Origin of the sequence: Cupriavidus taiwanensis (assembly GCF_900250115.1) — a bacterium.
Lineage (GTDB): Bacteria > Pseudomonadota > Gammaproteobacteria > Burkholderiales > Burkholderiaceae > Cupriavidus > Cupriavidus taiwanensis_B.
Genome location: NZ_LT984804.1, coordinates 1,596,290 through 1,619,894, shown reverse-complemented (window position 1 = coordinate 1,619,894; position 23,605 = coordinate 1,596,290). Strand labels below are relative to the sequence as shown.

At 71.3% G+C, this 23,605-nt stretch carries 15 protein-coding genes; 13 read left to right on the top strand and 2 right to left on the bottom strand.

The window, feature by feature from the left end; genetic code table 11:
• Positions 1–12 precede the first annotated feature (12 nt).
• The 9 genes from CBM2586_RS24045 to CBM2586_RS24005 all read left to right on the top strand — a co-directional run bounded on the left by CBM2586_RS24045 (position 13) and on the right by CBM2586_RS24005 (position 6,755).
• Complete coding sequence (locus CBM2586_RS24045; protein WP_018007336.1) at positions 13–213, top strand: hypothetical protein; 201 nt, start codon at positions 13–15, stop codon at positions 211–213.
• 62 nt (positions 214–275) lie between these two features.
• Positions 276–743: a hypothetical protein gene (locus CBM2586_RS24040; protein ID WP_115664235.1), complete on the top strand. Its 468-nt coding sequence runs from the start codon at positions 276–278 to the stop codon at positions 741–743.
• Entirely contained in the window at positions 740–1,537 is a 798-nt protein-coding gene (sctJ, locus tag CBM2586_RS24035) for a type III secretion system inner membrane ring lipoprotein SctJ (RefSeq protein WP_115690268.1), read from the top strand. The genes CBM2586_RS24040 and sctJ overlap by 4 nt, the downstream gene beginning before the upstream one ends.
• On the top strand, positions 1,534–2,388 hold the full coding sequence (locus CBM2586_RS24030; protein WP_115691450.1) for a type III secretion system protein SctK: 855 nt from the start codon (positions 1,534–1,536) through the stop codon (positions 2,386–2,388). Before sctJ ends, CBM2586_RS24030 begins: the two co-directional genes overlap by 4 nt.
• A complete protein-coding gene (gene sctL, locus CBM2586_RS24025; protein WP_115664237.1) occupies positions 2,370–2,978 on the top strand; it encodes a type III secretion system stator protein SctL in 609 nt (202 codons plus the stop codon). The genes CBM2586_RS24030 and sctL overlap by 19 nt, the downstream gene beginning before the upstream one ends.
• Before the next feature lie 17 nt (positions 2,979–2,995).
• Positions 2,996–4,378 carry a FliI/YscN family ATPase gene (locus CBM2586_RS24020; protein ID WP_115690266.1) on the top strand — a complete coding sequence of 461 codons (1,383 nt, stop codon included), beginning with the start codon at positions 2,996–2,998 and terminating at the stop codon, positions 4,376–4,378.
• Positions 4,375–4,887 carry a flagellar FliJ family protein gene (locus tag CBM2586_RS24015; RefSeq protein WP_115664239.1) on the top strand — a complete coding sequence of 171 codons (513 nt, stop codon included), beginning with the start codon at positions 4,375–4,377 and terminating at the stop codon, positions 4,885–4,887. Before CBM2586_RS24020 ends, CBM2586_RS24015 begins: the two co-directional genes overlap by 4 nt.
• Position 4,888: 1 nt before the next feature.
• Positions 4,889–5,695, top strand: coding sequence for a type III secretion system export apparatus subunit SctT (gene sctT / locus CBM2586_RS24010; RefSeq protein ID WP_115664240.1), 807 nt, complete (start codon positions 4,889–4,891; stop codon positions 5,693–5,695).
• Positions 5,696–5,720: 25 nt separating this feature from the next.
• Positions 5,721–6,755, top strand: a complete 1,035-nt coding sequence (locus tag CBM2586_RS24005; RefSeq protein WP_115664241.1) for an EscU/YscU/HrcU family type III secretion system export apparatus switch protein — start codon at positions 5,721–5,723, stop codon at positions 6,753–6,755.
• A 190-nt stretch (positions 6,756–6,945) separates the two neighbouring features.
• Here the strand turns inward: CBM2586_RS24005 and CBM2586_RS24000 are convergent, their stop codons facing one another.
• Both CBM2586_RS24000 and CBM2586_RS23995 read right to left on the bottom strand, forming a co-directional pair.
• Entirely contained in the window at positions 6,946–7,950 is a 1,005-nt protein-coding gene (locus tag CBM2586_RS24000; RefSeq protein WP_115690264.1) for a helix-turn-helix transcriptional regulator, read from the bottom strand.
• 324 nt (positions 7,951–8,274) lie between these two features.
• Complete coding sequence (locus tag CBM2586_RS23995) at positions 8,275–9,588, bottom strand: MFS transporter (RefSeq protein WP_373424263.1); 1,314 nt, start codon at positions 9,586–9,588, stop codon at positions 8,275–8,277.
• A gap of 539 nt (positions 9,589–10,127) precedes the next feature.
• Here CBM2586_RS23995 and CBM2586_RS23990 point away from each other — a divergent pair.
• From CBM2586_RS23990 to CBM2586_RS23975, 4 genes are all read left to right on the top strand, one after another.
• Positions 10,128–10,733 carry an SRPBCC family protein gene (locus CBM2586_RS23990; RefSeq protein ID WP_115690262.1) on the top strand — a complete coding sequence of 202 codons (606 nt, stop codon included), beginning with the start codon at positions 10,128–10,130 and terminating at the stop codon, positions 10,731–10,733.
• Between the two features lie 143 nt (positions 10,734–10,876).
• A complete protein-coding gene (locus CBM2586_RS23985; RefSeq protein ID WP_115664244.1) occupies positions 10,877–11,827 on the top strand; it encodes a LysR family transcriptional regulator in 951 nt (316 codons plus the stop codon).
• Between the two features lie 118 nt (positions 11,828–11,945).
• Entirely contained in the window at positions 11,946–12,749 is an 804-nt protein-coding gene (locus CBM2586_RS23980) for a putative hydro-lyase (protein ID WP_115690260.1), read from the top strand.
• A gap of 155 nt (positions 12,750–12,904) precedes the next feature.
• Positions 12,905–23,584, top strand: a complete 10,680-nt coding sequence (locus CBM2586_RS23975; RefSeq protein WP_115690258.1) for an LWXIA domain-containing protein — start codon at positions 12,905–12,907, stop codon at positions 23,582–23,584.
• Positions 23,585–23,605 lie beyond the last annotated feature (21 nt).

Sequence of the window (23,605 nt, the reverse complement as noted above, 5' to 3'; positions counted from 1 at the left end):
AAGGAGATTGTCATGGCTGAAGTCGACCTCAATGCCAAGATGCAGGAAATCCAGCAGAAAGCGCAGGAGTTCTCGGTGAACATCCTGGGCCTGCAGGACACGCTGACGCGCCAGAACGCGGTGGTCAGCAGCGAGATGGCCCACAACACGCAGAAGGCCAACCTGGTGCAGGGTGCGATGCAGGACGTCAAGCAGACCTCGCGCACCAACTGACGGCAGGCCCTGCCACGCGCCCCGGCCTGCCCGGGGCGCCCAAACGCTTTGCAAGGAGAGCCATGATGGACCCGACCGCCGCCATTGCCGCCGCCACCGCCGCCGGCGCCGCGCCCGACAGCGCCACCGTCGCCGCGCACCAGTCGCCGGCCGCGGCCCCCGCCGCGCAGCCCGACCCGGCCGAGGCGCAGCAGTTCGCGCAGATGGTCCAGCAGGGCCGCGCCGCCGACGGCTCGCGCACCGCGCACGTAAGCCAGGCGGCAGACCCCACTTCGACCACGCTCGGCAACGCCATCCGCGCCAGCTATGTCTCGGCCGGCGAGGAATCGGCGCGCCAGGCGGCGCGCCTGCAGGAGCTGCGCGACGGCATGTTCGCGTCGATCTACGAGGGCAGCACCAGCGAGGTGGTGTACCAGGCCATGATGCTGCAGACCCAGTCGCTGGAGCTGTTCTCGTCGATCCACGTGACCTCCAGCATCGGCAGCGCTGGCACCAACCTGTTCAACAGCCTGCTGAAGAACCAGCAATGATGTCTACGCCACCGCTGTGCCGGCGCCTTGCGCGCGCGGCCCGGCTGGCGCCGGCGCTGATCGCGCTGGCGCTGGCCGCGTGCAAGGTCGACCTGTACGCGTCGCTGAACGAACCCGAGGCCAACCAGGTGCTGGCCGCGCTGACCGCCGAGGGCATCGATGCGGAGAAGGCGCGCGCCGACACCAGCGGCGGCGCGGGCGAGGGCCAGTGGCGCGTGCGCGTCGAGGAATCGCAACTGCCCGCCGCGCTCGAGGTCCTGCGCAGCGAAGGCCTGCCGGGCGAACGCTTTGCCTCCCTCGGACAGGTGTTCCAGAAGCAGGGGCTGGTGGCGACCCCGACCGAGGAGCGCATGCGCTACATCTTCGCGCTGTCGCAGGAGCTGTCCGAGACGCTGCGCAATATCGACGGCGTGGTGACCGCGCGCGTGCATGTGGTGATCCCCGCCACCGATCCGCTCTCGGACAAGATCCGGCCGTCGTCGGCGGCGGTGTTCATCAAGCACCGCGCCGATACCGACCTGCGCCTGCTGGTGCCGACCGTCAAGGACATGGTGGCGCACAGCATCGAAGGCGTGACCCACGACAACGTCTCGCTGTCGCTGGTCGAGGCGCGCCCGTTCGCGCCGCAGGCGGGCGCGGCGCGGCCGGCGGCGGGCTTTGCCGTCGGCCGCTTCGCCGCGATCGCGGTCGGCGTGGCGGTGGCGATTGCGCTGGCGGTGGCTGCGGTGGTGACGTGGCAGCGCGGCGTGCTGCGCTGGCCGCAGCGGCGCCGCGCGGCGCGGAGTGCAAATTGACGCCGCTATCCACCGCTACCGCCGCCGAGGCCGTGCCCGGCGCCTTCCTGCCCGGCGCGCTGGCCGCCGCACTGGCGCCGGCGCCGCCGGCGCTGCCGGAACCCGCACTGGCGCGCGCGGTGGCGGACTTCATGCAGCGGCCGCTGGCGCAGCTGCATCCCAGCTGGCTGCCGGCTGACTGGCCGCTGGCGTGGCGCCGCGCGGAGCGCTTCGGGCCCGCTGCCGCCGACGTGCTGGCGCGGCCGCTGGGCCTGGCCGGCGCGGACGCTGCCCGTGACGCCGTGATCCGCCGCCTGCTCGAGGCGCCGCCCTCGCTGGCGCGGCTGGTGCTGGTGGCGCGCAACGACCTGCGCCTGCTGGCGTGGTGGCTGGGGCTGGCGGTGCACCAGGCCGGCTTTGCCAGCGAGCGGCGCATGCTGCCGGCGCAGCTGGCCGACAGCCTCGCGCCGCTGCCCGGTGCCTTGGCCGCGCCGCTGCTCGGCAGCGCGCCGCGTGCGATGCGCCGGGCCGTGCGCCGGCTCGACCGCCACGCCGTGGCCTTTATCCTGAAGCGCGTGCCGGCGCTGCCGGCGCTGCCGATGAACCTGGCGCCGCTGCGCGCGCACCCGCCCGGCGCCGGCCGGCTGATGGCCGAGCGCGGCTATCGGCTCCTGTGCGGGCTGCTCGCCGCCGAGGCGCCGCACGCGGAGCACGCCGCGGCGCTGCTGCAGGCGCTGCGGCGCAAGTTTCCCCGGCGCCTGGCGTCCCTGGCGCCGGCACCGCTGACCCCCGCGCAGGCCGCGCAGTTGCGCGAACTGTTGCTGCTCAACCTGATCCCCGAACGGTTCCCGGCATGGCACTGGCTTTTCTGATCACCAGCGAAAACCTGCAGCTGCTGTCCGAGCGCAAGGTGCTCAAGGAGGCCGAGTATGCCGCCTTGCTCGACGCCGCCGCGGTAATCGAGTCGGCGCGCAACGAGGCCATGCGGATCCGCACCGAAGCCCAGCGCGAGGCCGAGGAGCGGCGCCAGCACGGCTATCGCGAGGGCTGGGCCCGCGCCCACGCCGACCACGCCGCCGCGCAGGTCAGCAGCGCCGCCGAGGCCGAGCGCCAGCTGGGCGCGATGCGCCGCACCATGGCCGGGATCGTGATGAAGGCGGTGCAGCAGATTGCCGGCGAGCTCGATCCCGACATCATCCTGGAGGTGGCGCTGCAGCGCGTCGAGGCGCTGGTGCGGGCCGAGCCCTTCATCACCATCCAGATCCCGCTGGGGCGCGAGCAGGCCGTGCGCAGCCTGCTCGACCGGCTCGCCGAGACCCAGGAGTGGCCGCGCCGTGCCAACGTGGTGGTGGAGCCGGGCCTGGAGCCCGACGCCTGCCGCATCCAGACCCCGTCGGGGACCATGGAGGTGGGCTTGCAGGCCCAGCTCGAAGCCTTTGCGCGCCGCCTGCGGGCGGGCTGATTCCCCCGCCGATACCCATGTCGACCGAACTCCCCGCCACCGATATCGAAGCCGCGCTGCAGCACGCGGCCGCCGACCTGGAACGCGCGTTCGAGCATTTCACGCCGGTGGCAATGCGCGGGCGCGTCAGCAAGGCGGTGGGGATGCTGATCAACGCCACCGGCATCCAGGCCCATGTGGGCGAGCTGTGCCAGCTGGTCACGCCCGGCGAGCCGCCGCTGCTGGCCGAGGTGGTCGGTTTCGTGCAGCAGACCGCGCTGCTCACGCCGCTGGGGCGCACCACCGGCGTGTCGGCGCTGACCGAGGTGATTCCGTCCGCGCATGGCCATCAGTGCCCCGCCGGTGCCGCGCTGCTGGGCCGCGTGCTCGACGCGCTGGGCGAGCCCATCGACGGCAAGGGCGCGCTCGACGGCGTGGCGCGGGTGCCGGTGGACAACGAGCCGCCCGATCCGCTCACGCGCCGCCTGATCCGCGAGCCGCTGGCCACCGGGGTGCGCGCCATCGACGGGCTGCTGACGCTGGGCGAGGGCCAGCGCGTGGGCATCTTCGCGCCGCCCGGGGTGGGCAAGAGCACCTTGCTGGGGACGCTGGCGCGGGGCGCGTCCAGCGATGTCAACGTGGTCGCGCTGGTGGGCGAGCGCGGCCGCGAGGTGCGCGAGTTCATCGAATACAACCTCGGCCCCGAGGGCATGGCGCGCACGGTGCTGGTGGTGTCCACCTCGGATCGCTCGCCGATGGAGCGGGTGCGCTGCGCCTATACCGCCACCGCGATTGCCGAGCATTTCCGCGACCAGGGCAAGCGCGTGCTGCTGCTGGTCGATTCGCTGACGCGGCTGGCGCGCGCGCAGCGCGAGATCGGCCTGGCCAGCGGCGAGCCGCCGACCCGGCGCAGCTATCCGCCCTCGGTGTTCTCGATGCTGCCACAGCTGCTGGAGCGCGCCGGCACCGGCGTGCAGGGCTCGATCACCGCGGCGTATACCGTGCTGACCGAAGGCGAGGACGATAGCGACCCGATCGCCGAAGAAGTGCGCTCGATCCTCGATGGCCATATCGTGCTGTCGCGCAAGCTGGCCAGCGCCGGGCAGTATCCGCCGGTGGATGTGCTGCAGTCGGTCAGCCGGGTGATGCCGCAGGTGGTGGCCGGCGCGCACGCGCGCGACGCGGCGCGGCTGCGCCAGCTGCTGGCCCGGTACCAGGAGCTGGAGCTGCTGCTGCAGATCGGCGAATACCGGCCCGGCGTCGACCCCGTCGCCGACGCCGCCGTGGCGGCGATGCCGGATATCCGCGCCTACCTGGCGCAGCCGGCGGCGCGGCTCGATACCTTTGCCGGCGCCGTCGACAAGCTGGCGCAGGCGCTGCGCGTGCGCGAGCCCGCACCGCCTGCCGGAGCCGCACGATGACGGGCGGCGGCACCGACCCGCGCCTGGGCCAGCTCGAGGCGGTGCGCCAGCGCCGCCAGGAAGACGCGCTGCGCGCGCTGCAGCAGCACCGCGCCCAGGTGCTGGCAGGGCTGCGGCAGGCCGAGGCCGCGCAGCAGGCGGTGCAGGCCGCGCTGGCCGAGCGCGCGGCGTTCATCGAACGGCTGCGGCAGGGCGCGTCGCAGGGTGGGGTGTCGGTGTCGGGGCTGCTCGATGCGCAGGGCTGGCAGAGCGCCTTCGATGCCCGCATCGCCCGGGCCAATGCCAACCTGGCCGTGGTGCTCGACGACGTGGCGCAGCGGCGTGCCGCCTTCGACCAGGCCCGCCACGCGCTGCTGCGCGCGCAGGCGCGGCTGGACGGTGCGCGGGAACTGGCGCTGCGCGAGCGCCGCGCGCTGCGCGCCGGCGCCGGGCGGCGCGAGGACGAGGCCATCGACGAAGCCGCGGCGCGCAGCTGGCACGCTGGCCGGCACGACGCGCGGCAGGCCTGAGATGCAGGGCGAACTGCTCGATCCCGCCTTGCTGTTCCAGTGGGGACGCGAGGTCATCATGCCGATCGTGATGGTGATGCCGCGGCTGCTGACCGCCTTTACGGTGCTGCCGTTCCTGTCGCAACAGGCCGTCCCGGGGGTGGCGCGCAACGGCATCGTGCTGGCGATCGCGCTGTTCGTGTCGCCGGGCGCGCGCGTCGACCTGGACGCCATCGCCGGGGGCCTGTGGCTGGTGCTGATCTTCAAGGAGGCCTTTATCGGGCTGCTGCTGGGGATGGCGTTCGGGCTGTTCTTCGTCGCGCTGCAGATGATCGGCGAACTGATCGACTTCCAGACCGGCTCGGGCAATGCCACCTTCTTCGATCCGGTGACGCAGCAGGAGGACGGGCCGATGGAGAACCTGCTGTCGCACTTCGGCATCGCGCTGTTCGCGGCGCTGGGCGGCTTTATCGCCATGGCCGGGGTGATCGTGGAATCATTCGCGTTCTGGCCGGTGATGTCGTTCGGGCCGGAGATGTCGCTGGCGTCGATGGGCTTTGCCAACCTCTATGCCGGCACGCTGTTCTCGTGGGTGGTCAAGCTGGCGGCGCCGATCCTGCTGCTGCTGGTGATCGTCGAGCTGGGCTTCGCGCTGATCGCGCGCTTCGTGCCGCAGTTCGACGTGTTCCAGTTTGCGCAGCCGGTCAAGATCTCGGTGGCGTTCCTGATGCTGGTGCTGATGCTGGCGGTGATGGTCGATACGCTGCAGGGCTTCCTGCGCCCGGACAATATCCTGATCGAGATGCTGCGCCGCGGCGCGCCATCCTAGCAGCGACACGACATATCGACGCCAGATGAGCGACAGCGAAAAGAACCTCGAAGCCACGCGGCGCAAGCTCGACCAGGCGCGCCAGCGCGGCGAGGTGCCGCGCAGCAGCGACGTCACCTCGGCGGTGGTGTTCCTCGGCGTGCTGGCGGGGCTGTGGCTGCTGGGCCGCTATTTCGTGCGGCTGTTCCAGGCCTTGTGGCACAGCGCCATGGGCAGCGTGCCGCAGCACCTGGCCGACCAGCAGATGCTGGTGCTGGGCGAGGCCGCCGCGCGCTTGCTGCTGATGGGCGTGCTGCCGATCGTCGCGCTGGCGCTGGTGTGCGGCATCGTCGGCGCGTTCCTGCAGGTGGGGCCGCTGGTGGCGTTCGGGCAGATCAAGCCGGACCTGGCGCGGCTGAACCCCGCCGAGGGCCTGAAGCGCATGTTCGCCGTGCGCAACCTGGTGAACCTGGCCAAGATCCTGGTCAAGATCCTGCTGCTGGCGGGGCTGGTCTACGTGCTGGCGCTGGGCGCGATCGAGGATGGCGTGCGCACCGGCTATGCGCGTCCGGCGGAAATCCTGCTGCTGGTGGCCTACATCATCCTGCGCATGTGCTGCTGGGCCGCGGTGATCTACCTGGTGATGGCGGTGGTGGACTACGTCCACGAGCGCCACCAGTTCATGAAGCGCCAGCGCATGAGCGTCGACGAGTACCGGCGCGAGTACAAGGAGACCCAGGGCGATCCGGTCATGGCCGGGCGCCGCCGCGCGGCTTTCTTCGAGGCCGCGTTCTTCGGCGTCAGCGAGCGGGTGCGGGTGTCGACCGCGGTGGTGTACTCCACCCAGTACGCGGTGGCGCTGCGCTACGACGGCCCCGGCACGCTGCCGCGGGTGGTGGCCAAGGGCAGCGGCCAGGTGGCGGCACGCATCCGCCAGGCCGCGGCCGACTACCTGGTGCCCTCGGCCTTCGATTCGGACCTGGCGCAGCGCCTGTACCTGAACGTGCCGCTGGACCGGTATATCGACCGGACCTTGTTCGAGCGGGTGGCGGAGCTGATGCGGTGGGCGAAGGGGGAGTGAGGGGGCGGGAGACACTGCCCCCTGCAGGTTTTCTCCCCTCTCCCGCTTGCGGGAGAGGGGCGGGGGTGAGGGTGGGCACTGGCAATATCGACGGGCTTCACTTCGTCGACATGCCCGCCCTGACCCCAACCCTCTCCCGCAAGCGGGAGAGGGAGTACGGCGGCGTTCGAGCCAAGGCCAACGCCAATGCTTAAGCCAACGCCATCAAACTAAGCCGCAATCCCCCCGCCGCTTCCTTTTCCCTATCCACCGAGAGCGGCGCCCCCGGCGGCCGCAGCAGCGTTGCCGCGCTGGCCAGCTGCACCCGGTTGCGCACGCCGAAGTGGCTGCGCAGCCGGCGCATGTGGTAGTCGACGTTGAAGATCGACATGTCCATGCGCCGCGCGATCTCCTTGTCTGACAGCCCCTGTGCCAGGCAGGCCAGGATATCGCGCTGCACCTCCGACAGGCCTTCGCGATGGCGGCCGGCAAACGCCGGGATCTCGACGTGGCAGGTCAGGAACTCGTGCAGCGCCAGCCCCATTGCCAGCGCCTGGCCGACCACGGAATCGCCGATCCAGCGCCGGCTCTCGATGCCCGACATAAAGCTGATCAGCACGAACTCGCTGTTGCCGGGCATCGGCAGGTTGAGGAAGATGCCGCTGCGCACGCCGGCGTCGCGCAGGTCCTCGAGGAAGCGGCGGCGGCGCAGCGGCGGCACGTTGCCCAGCGGGGTTTGTGCCAGGTCGTCGGCATCCCATACGGTGGGCAGGCAGAAGGTGCCCGGCTGCGGCGTGCGCGGATCGATCTCGTAGTAGCGCTCGCGGAAATAGCGCTCGCGCCAGCCCGGCGGGGAATAGCTTTCGAAGAAGGTGCGTGGCTGCAGCTGGCCGCCGACCTGGGCGGCGGTGGCGTAGCCCAGCCAGTCGAAGCCGATGGCGCGGATGGCGGACTGCATTACCGCGCTGCGGCCTTCGTGGGTCGGCTCGGCCTGCAGCGCGGTCACCAGGCCGGGGGTGGCGCCGTGGCGCACGCGCTGCCTGACCGGTACCAGGTGGCGCTCGCCGAATACCTTGATGCCGTTGTTGGCCACCAGCGCCGGGGCAGTGCCGGGCGCAGGAGCCGGGCGGGCCGTGGGGCGTGCGGCGGTTGCTGCGGTGCCATGCCCGGACGCCCCCGCGTCACGGTACGGCACGACTTCCACATCTTTGATCATGTAGGCCTCCGACAACGAGTCTTGGCGTGCGACCACGGCCTTGTGAGCCGGTCCACGCGCGCAAATGGGGCTGGCCCGCGCGGCGGCACTGCGGGGCGCGGCGCGTCGTGCCGGTCGTGGCGGTCCGCCGATGCTGCATGGCGGCCGGCCATCGCCAGCGCGTATCGCGGCTGCGCTGCATTGCCGTCGAGCTGGCAAGCCCGACATACTGCTGACCCGATTCCCGTCGGAAGAAAACTGGGCAGGCCCGCGTGGGGCTGCCTTGATTGTTATGGTGATCTGCATGCGCCGCGGCGCCAGGCCGCGGCGCTGCCATGCTGCGCGCTACGCTTCCAGCGCCTTGCCGCGTGTTTCCGGCAACGTCAGCGCGGCCAGGATCAGCACGCCATACGCGGCCGCGGCGAAGATGCCGATGGCGTGGCCCAGCGACATCTGCTGGCTGACATGGCCGATCAGGAACGGGAAGAACGCGCCGATGGCGCGGCCCACGTTGTAGCAGAAGCCCTGTCCCGAGCCGCGCACGCTGGTGGGGAACAGCTCGGTCAGGAATGCGCCCATGCCGGCGAAGATGCCCGAGGCGAAGAAGCCCAGCGGGAAACCCAGCAGCAGCATCACGGTGTCGTTGACGGGGATGTGCGTGTAGGCCAGCGCGATCGTCATCGAGCCCAGCGCGAACAGGATGAAGTTGCGCTTGCGGCCGATGCGGTCGGTCAGGTAGGCGCTGGTGACATAGCCGATATAGGAGCCGACGATCACCATCGCCAGGTAGCCGCCGGTGCCGAGCACGGTCAGGCCGCGCTCGGTCTTGAGGAAGGTCGGCAGCCAGGTGGTGATGGCGTAGTAGCCGCCCTGCGCGCCGGTGGTCAGCAGCGCCGCGCGCAGCGTGATGCTGAGCAGGCGCGGCGAGAAGATTGCGGCGAACGAGGTCTTTTCGCTGGCGCGGGCCTCGCGCGCCTTGTGCTCGGTATAGACCTCGGGCTCCTTGACCAGGCGGCGCAGCACGATCACGAACACCGCCGGCAGCAGCCCGATCAGGAACAGCACGCGCCACGCGGTCTCGGCGGGCAGCAGCGAGAACACCAGCGCATAGAGCAGCGCCGCCAGCCCCCAGCCCACGGCCCAGCCGGCCTGCACCATGCCCACCGCCTTGCCGCGGTCCTGGGCGCGGATGGCTTCGCCGACCAGCACCGCGCCGGCGGTCCATTCGCCGCCGAAGCCAAAGCCCATCAGCGCGCGCGCCACCAGCAGCTGTTCATAGTTCTGCGCCAGCCCGCACAGGAAGGTGAAGAAGGCAAACCACACGATGGTCAGCTGCAGCGTGCGCACCCGGCCGATACGGTCGGACAGGATGCCGGCGACCCAGCCGCCCGCGGCCGAAGTCAAAAGCGTGGCGGTGCCGATAAAGCCGGCGTCGGCGCGGCTGATGCTCCAGGTGGCGATCAGCGTGGGGATGACGAAACTCAGGAACTGCGTGTCCATGGCGTCGAGCGCGTAGCCGACCTTGCAGCTCCAGAAGGTGCGGCGCTCATTGGCGCTGATGTCGCGGTACCAGGAGAAAAAGCCGCGCGACGGGGCGGCCTCGGCGCTGGCGGGGGACGATGACTGGGGGCTCTGGATACTGCCGATCTGCGTTTCCATGCATTCCTCTCGTGCAATGTCTGGCTCGGCCTGGCAGCGCGCGGTGCGCGGCGCTTGCCCTGGGGTGCCGGCATGGGTTGCCGGCTACCGCCGGCGCGTATCGATGGCGCGTCGGGATTGCGCTTCTATCGATGGCGCGGCGGTGCGCGGTTGCCGCGTCTCCTGCGGTGCGCCCGCTGACTGCATTCTTGAAAAGCATGGCCGTCCGCGTCCAACTAGTTTTTCGGGCGGCGGCCGATAAGAAAAATTGATTCCTGTGCTGAAAGCCCGTAACTGCGCGCCTGGCGCGCTTCCGGCCCGTGGCGCCACCGGCACGGGCCGCGGGTTTTCCCCGATGCCGCGGTGGCGCGCGCGGGCCCGGCTCCGCGCGGGCATAAGCATACGGCGCGCCAGCGCACGCGGGTTGGCCGCGCGCCTACGGAAATCCGTAGGCCAGGCCGCGCGCGCACGGCCGCTACGAGCTTTCGGTAATGGCATCCTCCGCCGCGCTCGGCTAGGCTTGCAGCCATTGCCCCGTCCGTGCGCGAGCCGCCTTGCCGATGCCTATCCTAGCCCGCCTGACCCTGTCCACGCTCCGGCTCGCCGTGGCTGCGCTGCTGCTCGCGTGGCAGGCGCCGGCGCACGCGCAGCTGATCCCCGTGGAGCGCTCGCTCGAGGTGCAGGCGGATCCGGCGCGCGTCTGGGAACTGGCCGGCGGCTACTGCGCGGTGCCGGACTGGGACACCGTCTACAAGGACTGCCGTGTGGTGCTCGGCAGCGGCAGCCCCGGCACGGTACGCCGCATGGCCTACAAGGCCGGCGGCCTGCCGGCGGTCGACGTGCTCACCGACCGGGGGCCGTATTCCTACAGCTACCGCAAGCTCTCCAGCCATACGCGCGGGCGGCTGCAGGCCATGCCGGGGCAGGAGGTGGGCACCACGCGCGTGACCTGGCAGGTGTGGCTGGATCCGTCCGCCGTGCCCGACGGCGCGCGCGCGGAGTATCCCGACGCGCTCGGCGACGACATGCTGGCCGCGCTGCAGCGCATGAAGGCGCAGGCCGAAGCGGCGCAGCAGGAGGCCGAGGAAGCCGCCGCGCGCGGCCCGGCGCTGATCCCGCCGCGCCAGGCGCCGACACCGTCAGATCCGTCGCCGCTGGGAGCATAAGCGCGGCCGCCTCAGGATACCGCACAGCAGCGGCGCACGCGACCGGGCGCCGCTTTCAAACGCTTGTTTGCCACTGTGTCATCGCGTAGATTCTGTCGCTCACCATGCCGACGCCGGAGTGACCGTCCCGCACCCCCTCGCCCATGAACCTGCGCTTTCTCGAAACCTTTGTCTGGGTGGCCCGCCTGCGCAGCTTCAGGCTGACCGCGGAGAAGCTGTTCAGCACGCAGGCCTCGATCTCCAGCCGCATCGCCGTGCTGGAGGAAGACCTCGGCGTCAAGCTGTTCCTGCGCGATTCGCGCGGCGTGACGCTGACGCCGGAGGGCCAGCGCGTGCTGGAGTATGCCGAGAAGATGGTGAACACCATGCACCATATGCGGCAGTCGCTCGACCGCTCGCGCGCCATCGCGGGGCGGGTGCGCATCGGCGCGATGGACTCGGTGATCCATACCTGGCTGTCGACCGTGGTCAAGCGCGCCATGCAGGCCTACCCGGCGCTGGAGATCGAGCTGACCGCCGATGCCGCGCTGAACCTGTGCGACCAGCTGCAGAAGGGCTATCTCGACGTGATCTTCCAGACCGACCTGCTGCGGCTGGAAACGGTGCGCAATGTCGAACTGGCGCGGTACCCGATCCGCTGGATCGTCGCCACCGGCTCCGCCTGTGACCGGCCCTATGCCTCGCTCGAAGAACTGGCCGCCGAGCGCGTCATCACCTTCGTCAAGAACTCGCGCCCGCACCAGGACATCCTGAGCCTGTTCCACCTGAACGGCGTGGCCTCGCCGCGCATCAACTGCGTGAATTCGGTGGCGGCGATGACGCGGCTGATCGGCGATGGCTTCGGCATCGGCGCGGTGCCGCCGGCACTGGTGCGCAAGGAACTGGCCGACGGCACGCTGTCGGTGGTGGCGGTGGAGAACCATCCGCCCGCGCTCGATATCGTTGCCTCCTGGCGCATCGGCGCCGGGCTGGAGGTCAACGAGTCGATCGTCGAGCTGGCCACCGGCGTGGTGGCGGAATTCTGCGCCGAGGTCGGCGAGGACATGGCGGTGCCGATGCAGCCGCCCGGCGCGGCGCCCCACGCGGGCTCGTAGTCATCGGATTCCTTTATCGCGCTCGATCCGAAAGATTTGTTGGACGCCGGCGCCGGCGGGCGCCCAGAATCGGCAGGTCAACCCGACTTTCGCGCCGCCCGGCGCCTGCCTGCCGACCATGAACCAGCCGCTCCAGCACGCCGCCTCGCTCTTGCCCGAAGACCCCGCCGCCCTGCGCCAGCTGATCCGCGCGGGCCGCTACCGTGGCCACACCAGCGGCCTGGCGCGCGGCCATGTGCAGGCCAACATCGTGATCCTGACGCGCGACTGGGCCTACGACTTCCTGCAGTTCTGCGCGCTCAACCGCAAGGCCTGCCCGCTGATCGACGTGACCGATCCGGGCGACCCGGTGTTCCGCAACCTCGGGCGCGACGTCGACATCCGCACCGACGTGCCGAGGTACCGGGTCTACCGCGACGGCAACGCCTACCACGAGACCACCGGCATCACCGAGCTGTGGCGCGACGACTTCGTCGCCTTTGCCATCGGCTGCTCGTTCTCGTTCGAGCAGGCGCTGATCGCGGCCAACGTGCCGCTCAAGCACATCAACCTGGGCCGCAACGTGGCCATGTACCGCACCGCGATCGAGACCTGCCCGGCGGGACGGCTGTCGGGCAAGCTGGTGGTGTCGATGCGCCCGCTCAAGGCCGCCCACGCGATCCTGGCCACCGAGATCACCGCGCGCTATCCCGACGTGCACGGCGCGCCCGTGCATATCGGCGACCCGCGGCTGATCGGCATCGAGGATATCGAGTCGCCGGACTACGGCGACGCGGTGCCGCTCGACGCCGATGAAATCCCGGTGTTCTGGGCCTGCGGCGTCACGCCGCAGGCGGTGATCCGGGAGGCGCGGCCCGAGATCTGCATCACCCATGCGCCGGGCTGCATGCTGGTGACCGACCTCGATAACAACGGCCTCTAGCCTCGGGCAGCGGGCCTACGAATTTCCATAGTTGGCCTGCCCGGCCATGGCGCGCAGAATCGGCGGGCATGATGCCCGCGGCTTGCCCGCGTGCCGGGGCATCGGCAACCGTCTGAACTGCCGGCAGGCGCCGGCGTCGCCAGGAGACTTGCGTCATGCTGGATTTCATGGATGCCATCCGGGCCGCCGCGCGCGCGGCCGCCGAGGCCGCGGCCCGCGCCGCCGCCGAAGCCGCGCGCGAGGCCGCCGAGCGGGCCGCGCGCGAAGCCGCCGAACGCGCCCAGCGCGCGGCCGAGGCGCGCGAGACCCAGCGCCAGCAGGACACCCAGAACACTCAGCAGGCTCAACAGTCGCAGCAAACCCAGCAAGACCAGCAGGCGAAGCCAGCCGACCAGCCGGACAAGCCGCAGGCGGTCGCGGTGACGCCGGCGCTTTACACCACCGGCACCCCAGGCGCGCAGGCACCCAGGGCGATGCAGGTCGATGCGCCGGCGCCCGAGAAACCCCAGACCGACCCCGCCGAGGCAGCACGCAAGAAGAAGGAAAGCGATGCCAGGGCGCTGACCGATGGTTGGCAGCAGCAAGCGCAGGACGCCTATGACAAGGTCGTGGCCAAGCTCGACGGCCGCGCCATGACCGACAAGCAGTGGCAGCCGCTCGGCCTCAAGTACGGCAACGTGATGGGCGGCGCGCAGAACGAGCTGCGCGTGGCCGCCAACAACGCCGCGGCCACCGGCAAGGATGTCAAGGCCGCGGTCGAGGCCAAGGCCGAGGAGATCCGCAAGCGCTATGACGATCCCAACGTTGCGCTGAACATCGAACAGACCAAGACGCAATTCCTGAAGGACGAGGGCACGCAGCAGGCGCGCGACACCCAGGGCGCGCGCTTCAACGTGGTGCTGGCGCAGGACAAGGAGCAGCAGGCCGCGGCGAAAGTCGCCGAGGAACAGGCCGCCTACCTGAAGATTCCCGGCGGCATCCGGCGCTTCGAGCTCGAGGCCGACGACCAGCTGGTGGCGGCGCGCGACGCCCTTGAGCAAGCACGGCAGGAACGGGTAAAGGCCGAGGATACCTTCCTCGATGCCATGCAGAAAGAGATCGACACGGTCGCGGCCAACGGCTACAAGCAGGACGCCGACCAGGCCCTGAAGGACCTGCGCAACGATCCGCACGACCGCACCATCTCGATGGCGGACCGTTCGTACGACCTGACCCTGGCCAACGGCAAGGTCAGCGACGCCGACGCGCAGCTGAAGGCGCTGGCGTCGGGGCAGGGTGTCAAGGTGCCGGACAGCTATCGCCAGCAGGCGGTGCAGGACCTGAAGGCGCGCTACGGCACCGAAGGCGGCATGGGCCAGCTGATCGACCGGGTCGACCTGCGCGGGCGCATCGCCGGCGAGATGGAACACCTGACGCCATCCACCGAGTTCGAGCGCGAGCTGGCGCGGAACGATCCCACCACCCTCGCGATGGCGCAGGCGCAGGGACTGACGCTGGATCCGCAGGCCAAGACCGACCCCAATTCGGCCACGCCACGCGACCTGCCGCAGGCCGAGCGCGCGCTGATGGAACACAACCCGGCCGGCTACGTCATGTACAAGGCGCTGGGCGCCGACAGCCTGGTTCCGGCCCCCGACCTGCCGGCGACCGATCCGGCCCGGATTGCCTACGACAAGGGCGTCGCAGAGAAGGGCCTGCTCGGCTACACCGTCGAGCAGCTCAAGGCGCGCAGCGAGGATCCCAGGCTCAGCCAGGCCGAGCGCGACCAGACCGCCAGCGGCCTGAACCGGATGCTCGGCTACATGGAGGGCTCGGTGCCGCTGCGCGTGGACGCCATGACCCGCGGCATCGACCAGAAGCTGGACAGCGGCGACGTCACCGGCGCGCTGCAGATGCGCAAGGCCGGCGCCGATGCGGCGCAGACGCCCGAGGAACGCCAGCTTTACGTCGATGTCCATAACGACCGCTTCAGCGGCGACCTGTTCAAGGCGCAGATCGAAGCGTCGATGGACAAGGGCCTGAAGAACAAGACCCACGACGACCGGGGCCGGCCCATCATCGGCCAGGAGAAGATGTACGCCGACAAGGTGGGCGTGTACCTGCAGGAAGTGGCGCCGCACCTGATCGAGGAAGACGCCGGCACGCTGCTCGATACGGTGAAGACCGAATACAGCAACGACTGGACCGGGCGCAACAACAGCCAGTCGCCGGGCTACAACGACTGGGACGACTTCTACCATGGCCTGTCGGCGGTGGTCGATGCGGCCGACGCCGGGTATTACGCGCGCAACCCACAGGCGAAGCCCGGCACGGCCCCGGCCGCGACCAGCACGGCCAGCTGGCTGAGCGACCGCGACAACGAGGTCAGCCTGCTGATGATGATGAACCAGGGCGGCTCGTCGCGCCAGGGACGCATCTACGGCGGTGCCCAGGACGCCGCCGCCAGGGGCCATGTCGGGCTGTCGGCCGCATTCGAGCAGTCGCTGAAGTCGAGCAAGGACGCGCCGGTGATGTCAGACGTTTACCTGCGCAATGCGGTGCAGCGCGGCAGCGAGGACTACGCCGGCACCGACGAGGCCAAGGAGGCCAACCAGCGCTTCGAGCTCGACAAGGACGAAATCCTGCGGCAGACCTTCGACAGCCTGGCAATGCGCAAGGAAGAACTCAGCGCCAAGGCCTCGGACGAGAAAGGGCTGTCCGCGGCCATCGCCCTGGGTGCACCGCAGGGCGACGCCAAGGCGATCCGGGAGCAGATCGCGGAAGATGCCAAGGCCGGCACCACGGTCAAGGCGATCCCGATGTACGTGGCCGGTCCCGGCGGAGTGCCGTACCAGACCTCGGTGTTCGCGTTCGAGGGCAAGGACGGCAAGACCCTGTGGGTCGACGACCAGGGCGCCGTCTATGGCAAGGAAGAACTGGACGCGAAGCGCGATTTCCAGGAGAACAACCTGCTCTCCGACAAGGGCACGGTGTACTTTGCCGAGAACCTGGAGCTGGGCCGCGACGGCCATGTCGACTACGCCGCGATGGACGCGCATATCGTCACCACCAGCGAGAAGGTGTGGGGCTGGGTCAACCTCGGCGTGGCCGCGGTCGGCGCGGTCGCGGGCGGGGTGCTGGCGGTGGCCTCGGGCGGCACGCTGACGCCGCTGGTGGCCGCGGCGTGGGTCGGCATGGTGGGCAGCATGGGCTATGGCGTCGGCACCTCGTGGGCCGCGCTGGACAATATTTCGGACCATGGCCGCTCGGTCAATCCCTTCAGCAGCCAGGAAGCGATGGCGCAGTGGCTCAACGTGGCCGGCTCGCTGGCGGGCATGGGCGGCATGGGCCTGGCCAAGACCGGCGCGCTGGCGATGAACGCCGGCACCCGCCTGGCCGGCAGCACCAGCCCGCTGCGCCAGATGGCGGGCGGCATGCTGACCCACAGCGCCGGCCACTACGGCAGCGCCAGCCGCGTGCTCAACGGCGTGGGCTTCGGCATCGGCGGCGTGCAGACCCTGCAGCAGGCCGCCATGTTCGCCGAGCACGGCAGCGAGATGAGCGTGTCGGAGAAACTGCAGAACAGCGCCATGCTGCTGATGGGCGCCACGCAGATGCTGCCGATGGCGCTGCAGAAGCGCATCGGCGAGTCGGTGCGCGACGGTTACCAGGCCATGCGCGGGCGCGGCGCCGGCGCGGGCGATCCGGCCGGCATCGGCGCCCCGGGGCGCGGCCTGGCACCGGAAGCGCTGGGGGCCTTCCGCGACGGCGAGGGCGTGCCGGGCGCGACTCGGTCCACCAATCGGCCCCCCACTCGGCCCAGCACGCGCCAGGGCGTGGCCGGTCGCGACGCCGAGAGCCAGCCGCTCGCACGCCCCGATGCCGACGGCCAGTCCGGCCGCTCCGGCAAGCAGGCCGACGGTGAAGCCACGCCGGCCGCGGCCAGGCCGGCGCCCCCGGAGCGCAGCAACGGCGGCACGGCCGCGGCCCCCGACCTGCGCACGCCACACCGGCTCACGCCCTGGCAATCGGCCAGGCTCAGCACCGCCGCGGCCTTCGACATGGCGGTCACGCGCGGCGCGATGCTGCAGGAACGGGTGATCCACGGCATGATGGACCGCGCCATGAGCCGCGCCATGGCGCGCTACGCGACCGAGTCCGCCGCGCGCAGCCGGTCGGGCGAGCGCAGCGGTGGCAGCCGCGCCGACGCGCCGGCTCCGGCCTCGCGCCGCCGCGGCGCCAGCGGCACGCCGGCGCTGGCGCGCGCGCCGCGCCACCTGTCGGGCGACGGCGAGGCCGGCGTGCAGCGCCGCACGGTGAGCCACGGCCCCGCGGTGGTGGCGCGAGCCGACGGGCCCGAAGCGCCGGCGCGCATGTCGCTGCGGCAGAACGCGATCTCGCCGCTGGACAATGTGCTGTGGATCGACGGCAGCATGGAAAACATCGGCGTGCCCTACGGCGCCGAGATGGCCGCGCGCGCGCTGGCGGACCTGGACTCGGTGATGATCGTCACCGGTCCGCTGACCGCCCATGGCCGCGCCGAGACCAACGGCCCGGTCGGGGCGGCCTCGCTCGGCGCCTACCTGGCCTCGCTGGGCAAGGACGTGGTCTATGTCACCGACCGCGCCCATGCGCGCACGCTGCGCCAGATGCTGCGCCAGGACCTGAACCAGCCCGATGCGCGCGTCGAGACCTTCTCGGCCCGGGACTTCGCCAGCGCCGGGCGCCAGTCGCGCGCGCTGCTGGCGCTGCACAAGCCGCAGGCGGTGGTGGCGGTGGAAGTGGCCGGGCGCAACACCAACAACGAATACCGGCTGCTGAACGGCGAGCGCGTGCGCGGCAACGCCATGCTCGACCAGTTGCTGATCGACGCCAACGACATCGCCGACATGGTCACCATTGCCGTGGGCGACCACGGCAACGAGGCCGGCATGCGCGCCGCGCGCGACCGCCTGCTGCGCGACATGGCAGTGACCGAGCAGCTGGCCGACAGCTGGTCCGACGTCGGCGCCGACCACCTGGTGACGGGCATGAACTCCAACCTGGCGGCGCAGGCGATCGGCTTCGGCGTGCAGCGCGCGCTGGGGCGCGACAGCGGCATGCCGAGCGTGGAAACCGTGGGCGCGCTGCTCGACACCATGGCGCGCCACAAGGCGCGCGACGGCGTCACGCTGGAAGTTGGCGCCACCAGCGTGCGCGGCTACGACAAGACCGTGCAGAAGGGCGTCTACGAACTGCTGCAGAAGGCGGCCGAGCGCCTGCCCGCGGGCCTGGACATGGCACAGCTGTTCGAGGGCATCCAGCGGCGCTTCCTGCCCGACGGCATCGATCCGGCCGACTTCGGCATCCGCGTGCAGGACGATGCGATCGTCATCACCGCCTTCGATTCCAGCAACGGCGGACTGCTGGCCGCGCAGAATATCGCGCGCCACACCTATGCCATGACCGGCAAGGCGGTGCAGGTGGTGGCGTTTACCGACCATGCCGCCGGTACCTACGGCGGGCGCGAGCGCGGCGACCTGGTGAACCTGGTCCATGCCGGCGTGGTCGCGGCGCAGAAGGCCAGGGGCGCGGTCGACCTGTTTGCCTGCAACACCGCCTGCACGGCGTTTCCGGAAGCGCTGGCCGGCACCCACCAGGCCAAGGTGGTCAACCTGATCATGCAGACCGCGCCCAGGATCGTCACCGAGGGCGGCGCGCGCCCGGTAGTGGTGGCCACGCCCGGCACGGTCAGGCTGCACGCCTACCTGGAGGCGGTGGCCGAGGCCAGCGGCGGCAGCGTCACGGTCAAGGAGATCGGCGCGACCGAGTGGGCCGATGCGGTCAACAACCTGATGCACCTGGCCGACGGCGCGCAGCTGGAGCAGCTCAAGGGGCTGGTGGCGAAATACTTGAACGCCGAGCAGATTCCGTCCGACGCCACCTCGCTGTGGTTCTGCTGCACCCACTATCCCGCGCTGGAAACGCTGGTGCGCCAGCAGCTCGATGCCATCGGCCGCAGCGACGTCAGGCTGATCGACCCGATGCAGTACCAGGCGCGCAAGGGCGTGGAGATGCTGGTCGACCAGGGCCTGATCGAGCGCGGCGCACTGCTGGAGCAGCCGCTGGACCCGTCGGCGGTGCCCGACGACAAGACCCTGCCGACCATCGTCTTCACCACCGGCCAGCCGTCGCGGGTGTCCGGCCTGGCGCACGCGATGGGGCGCCGCCCCGATATCCGCGTGTTCAAGACCGCCTTCGGCGAGGCGGCGGACGTGTCGCCGGCGCTGGCGCTGGTGGACGGCGGGCGCCACCTGGCGCCGGTCGACCGCATCAGCTTCAACTACATCGGCCGCGGCCTGCGCGAGTTCTACATGCCGGGCGGCGCCGAGCGCGCGGCGGCGTCGCTGGAAGACGCCAGCAACGTGATGCTGGTGACCGGCTTCTCGGTGGCCAAGGACATGCCGGAAACCGACGGCCCCCCGGGCACCGCGGAGCTGGGCCGCGCGCTGCGGCTGCGCGGCAAGCAGGTGACCTATGTGGTCGATTCGGCCAACCGGCCGATCCTGGAAGGCATCCTGCGCGAGATGGGCGAGCCGCTCGACAATATCCGCGTGTTCGATGCACCGGTCGGCAGCGCGGCCGAGCCGGCGCGCGCGCTGTTGCGCGAGGTCGGCCCCGACCGGGTGATGGCGATCGAGCTGCCGTCGCGCAGCGCGCGCGGCACCAAGCACAATATGCGCGGCATCGGCATCGACGACTTCAACCCGGCGCTGGACCAGATCGTGCTGGAAGCCAATGCCATCGACGGCATCGAGACCCTGGGCGTCGGTGACGGCGGCAACGAGGCCGGCATGGGCGGCGTGGGCGGGCTGATCCCGCGCGCGCTCGACGGCAGCGATATCGCCGCGGTGGTGCCGGTCGACCATGTGGTCACCGCCAGCGTGTCGAACTGGGGCGCGTACGCGGTCTCGGCGCTGCTGCTGCGCCGCGGCAACATGCCCGAGCGCTTCCAGAGCCCGGAGGAACTGGGCCGCGTGCTGCAGGCCGCGGCCGATGCCGGCGCCGTCGACGGCGTCTCGCGCGAGCGGGTGGCGACCGTCGATGGCTTCTCGACCGAAGTGCACCAGGCGGTGATCACGCTGTACGGACGCGCCGCCGCCGGCGGTCAGCCGCATGGTCCGGGCGCCGCGCGCGCGCCGCTGCCGGGTGGGCCGGCGCTGGCGCGCACGCCGCTGGCCGACGCCGCCAAGGCGGTGGTCGCGCACGGCGGACAACTGCCGCGCAAGGCTGCTGCCGCCAGCCGCGCCGACGCTGCGGGCAGCCGGCCGGCGGCCATGCCCGCGGCGCGGCCGGAGATCCGCGATGGCAGCTGGTCGGTGCGCGACGGCGCGCCCAGCCCGAAAGCCATCGAGACCACCGTCGACGGCATCCACGAATCCGGCGGGCGGCTGGCCGGCGTGCACTACTTGGTGACCCATGGCGATGGGCTGTCGGTGCCGCTGCGTGCGGGCCTGCCGGAGGCGTCGTTCCTGTCGCTGCAGCAGGCCATGCGCGACCTCGGCCCGGCGCTGCAGGCGGGCGGCAACTTCCGCATCGCGATAGTCTCGCAGCGCGAGGCGGCGCGCCACGGCGCGGTCGACGCGCGCAGCGTGGTCGGCACCGTGCCGTTGTCGCTGCGCGGGCACAAGCCGCACGCGCAAGGGTTTGCGCTCAATCCCGATTACCACGGCGAGATCCGCGCCGCATTGCCCGACGACTTCAGTGCCGGGCTGCCGCTGGTGCGCCAGCAGGACGGCCGCCGCATCGACGTGCTGGCCCAGCTGGAGCAGTTTCCGCGCGGGCGCGCGGACCTGGACCTGGCGCAGCAGGCCGGGCACAAGACCTTTGACGATGAGGCGGTGGCGGTGTCGGTGCCCCAGGTTCCCGGGCATTTCACCGTGCGCGCCGAGGGCCTGTTTGGCGGCATCGCGATGCGGGCCGGCGACGGTCCGTCCGCGTTGCTCGATGCGCCGGCGGTGATCGACCGCATCCGCGCGCATCCGGATTACCAGGAAGGCACGCCGGTGGTGCTGTACGGCTGCTACGGGCAGGACGGCGCGGTGTCGCTGGTGCAGCAGCTGGCCACCGGGCTGAACGCGCGCGTCTATGGCGCCGACGGCCGGCTGGAGGTGGACGCGTTCCGCGCGCCGGGCAGCGACCTGGCCCATGGCGCGCGCCTGCGCGTGGCCGCCGATCCCGCGACCATGGCCGCGTCCGGTGCGCCGGTGCATGTGCAGGACGGTGGCCGTTTCCACGGCGCCATGCCGGCGCTGCCGGTGGTAGCCGTCACCAGCGGCGGCAAGCCGGTGCGCCAGCATGGCGCGCGCGCCGCGGGCGATCCGGTGCCGGCCAGCTGGCGGCAGGCGCCGGACCGCTGGGCCGAACTGGCGCTCGGCGAGCCGGCGGTGCGCGTCAACGCGCCCCGCGATCATCTGGTGGTGGTCGGCGCCGTGCGCCCCGAGGGCGGGCTGCGCGGCGAGGCAGGCGAGGGCATCGGCGCCCACGAGCTCGCCTTCCAGCTGGCGCATGACTGGGAGCCCGGCCAGCCCATCGTGCTGGCGCTGGACGGCGCGCATGGGCCGCAGGGACGCATGCTGGCGCAGCAGGTGGCCGACGTGATGCGCACCGAGGTGCTGGTGCCTGAGTTCGCCTTGCGCCGCGGCGCCTACGCGCAGGACCCGGCCAAGAGCCAGATCGACCTGGCGCAGCCCGGAAGCTGGCGCCGCCTGTCGCCGCAGCCCGATCCCTACGCCGGCCACAGCTTCAAGATCGACCACCACGGCAACGTATTCCTGCGCCGGCCCGACGGCAGCCGCGAACGGGTGCGGCTGGAGGCCTACCTGGGACCGCGGCTTGGCAGCGGTGGCGCCAAGACCGTGTTCGCGCTGGGCAAGGATCTGGCGGTCGGCATTGCCAACGAGGCCTGGCTGGGCGACATGGTGCACGGCGAGCGCGCCGCCATGGCCGAGGCCGCCGGCGCGCACGGGCTCAATACCGTGCGCAGCTTCGGGCCGGCGTCGTTCGAGGCGTTCGGGCGCCCGGCCATCGGCTATGAGCGGTACGCCGCCAGTACCAAGGACCTGTTCGACGCCACCGGCCAGCTACGGCCGGAGCATGCCGCCTTGCTCAACGAGCGGTCGGCGCGGGATATCGCCGCTCTGGTCGATACCATGACCACGCGCAAGCTGCATCTGGGAGACGTGGAGTTCGCGCTGTTCCCCGGCGGCGCGGTCAAGGTGGCCGACCTGACCCATGTCGAGACCGGCGCGGATGCGTCGCAAGGGAGTGCGGTCTACCGCATGCTGGACCGGATGCAGCAGGCAGCGCGCGCCCGGGGTGACGACGGCACCCGGGGCGGCGTGGGCGGCGAGGGCGGGGTGGTGCGCGCCACCATCTCGCATGGCCCGGCCGGCAACCCACCGCCGCCCGGCAGCAATGGCCCGCGCCCGTGGAAGGTGCGGACCGCGCTGACGGTGTCGGCGGCCGGCACCTTCGCCGCCGCCTCCGGCGCCGCGGCAATCTCCGCGCAGACCGGTGCCAACCTGGTGCTGACCAGCGCCGGCTGCTTCATCTACCGCGGCAGCGTGGCGATGGGGCGCACCGTGCATGCCGGCAAGGTGATCCGGCGCGCGGGCACGCATACGCCGGCCGATATCGCCTGGCTGCGCCGCGCGCTGACCGAGAAGCCCGGCACCGCGGTGTGGGGCATCAACGCCAAGAACCAGCAGAAGTTTGCCAGGGCGCTGGACCAGCTCGAAGCCTACGCCCACCACGCCGACAAGAAGGACCTGCCCGAGGCCGCGGACAAGATCCGCGAGGCGCAGGCGGAGCTCGGCACCATCGGCGCCGCGCTGCTGACGCCCGATACCCGCGCCGGGCAGGTCAACGACGCGCTGCAGCTGGGCACGCTGGCGATCAACAACGGCAACACCATGCTGTGGTTCGGCGAGCATGGCGTGACCCAGATCGGCGAGCCGCTGACCTACAGCAGCGCGGTGTTCCTGGCGGCCAATTCGGTGCTGAGCACGGTCAATTTCGCCGCCCGCGCGGGCTATCACACCGGGCTGGCGCAACCCGCCTTGCTGGGCGCGCGGCTACGCAAGTTCGTGATGAACGCGTATTCGGTCGGCGCGGTGCCGCTGGCCGTGGCCGACATGGTGCATACCGGCGGCGTGGTCGGCGCGATCGAGGCCGGCAGCCTGGCGGTGTTCGGCATCGGCGCGCACCTGCAGTCGCGCAATGAGCAGAAGCTGATCAACGCCGAGAAAAACCGGCTGGCCAGGGCCGCCGATCCCGATGCCGTGGACCAGCCGGTCACGCCATGGCTGGCGCAGAAATGGGATTTCTTCGGCCGCGCCATGCCCAAGGGGCTGGTGCTGCTGGGCGGCGGCGTGATCGTCAACTTCGGCGCCAAGATCCTGGTGGAGCTGCTCAAGGACGACGACAAGGGCGGGCCACGGCCGGCGCCGACCCCGGGCGGTGGTCCGTCGACCCCGCCGACGGCCGCTCCCGGAGTACCCACGCCGCCGCAGCAGCCGCCGAAAGAACCACCCAGAGAGACCCCGAAGGAGCGCCCCGCATCCGGATCGGTGCGCGTGCAGCCCTACAGCCCGGACCACGTCGCCGGTGCCACGCTATGGGGCATCGCCGGCGCGCATCTCGACACGCTGCTGTCCGACGGCCAGAAGGCCGAGGCGCAGGCGCGCGCGATGACGCCGGACCAGCAGGTGGCCAACTTCGCGCTGCGCGAACTGATCAACCTGAACCCGCGCTACCGGCTGGCCGACGACCCGGACCACCTGGAGCCGGGCTGGGAGCTGGACGTGACGCGATAGGGCGCCCGGCGCGCCGCGCGC

Coding starts and splice junctions, on each gene's coding strand:
- sctJ (WP_115690268.1), top strand. CDS start 740: ATGATGTCTACGCCACCGCTGTGCCGGCGCCTTGCGCGCGCGGCCCGG.
- CBM2586_RS23980 (WP_115690260.1), top strand. CDS start 11,946: ATGAACCAGCCGCTCCAGCACGCCGCCTCGCTCTTGCCCGAAGACCCC.
- CBM2586_RS24005 (WP_115664241.1), top strand. CDS start 5,721: ATGAGCGACAGCGAAAAGAACCTCGAAGCCACGCGGCGCAAGCTCGAC.
- sctT (WP_115664240.1), top strand. CDS start 4,889: ATGCAGGGCGAACTGCTCGATCCCGCCTTGCTGTTCCAGTGGGGACGC.
- CBM2586_RS24045 (WP_018007336.1), top strand. CDS start 13: ATGGCTGAAGTCGACCTCAATGCCAAGATGCAGGAAATCCAGCAGAAA.
- CBM2586_RS23995 (WP_373424263.1), bottom strand. CDS start 9,588: ATGGAAACGCAGATCGGCAGTATCCAGAGCCCCCAGTCATCGTCCCCC.
- CBM2586_RS24015 (WP_115664239.1), top strand. CDS start 4,375: ATGACGGGCGGCGGCACCGACCCGCGCCTGGGCCAGCTCGAGGCGGTG.
- CBM2586_RS24000 (WP_115690264.1), bottom strand. CDS start 7,950: ATGATCAAAGATGTGGAAGTCGTGCCGTACCGTGACGCGGGGGCGTCC.
- CBM2586_RS24040 (WP_115664235.1), top strand. CDS start 276: ATGATGGACCCGACCGCCGCCATTGCCGCCGCCACCGCCGCCGGCGCC.
- sctL (WP_115664237.1), top strand. CDS start 2,370: ATGGCACTGGCTTTTCTGATCACCAGCGAAAACCTGCAGCTGCTGTCC.
- CBM2586_RS24020 (WP_115690266.1), top strand. CDS start 2,996: ATGTCGACCGAACTCCCCGCCACCGATATCGAAGCCGCGCTGCAGCAC.
- CBM2586_RS23985 (WP_115664244.1), top strand. CDS start 10,877: ATGAACCTGCGCTTTCTCGAAACCTTTGTCTGGGTGGCCCGCCTGCGC.
- CBM2586_RS23975 (WP_115690258.1), top strand. CDS start 12,905: ATGCTGGATTTCATGGATGCCATCCGGGCCGCCGCGCGCGCGGCCGCC.
- CBM2586_RS23990 (WP_115690262.1), top strand. CDS start 10,128: ATGCCTATCCTAGCCCGCCTGACCCTGTCCACGCTCCGGCTCGCCGTG.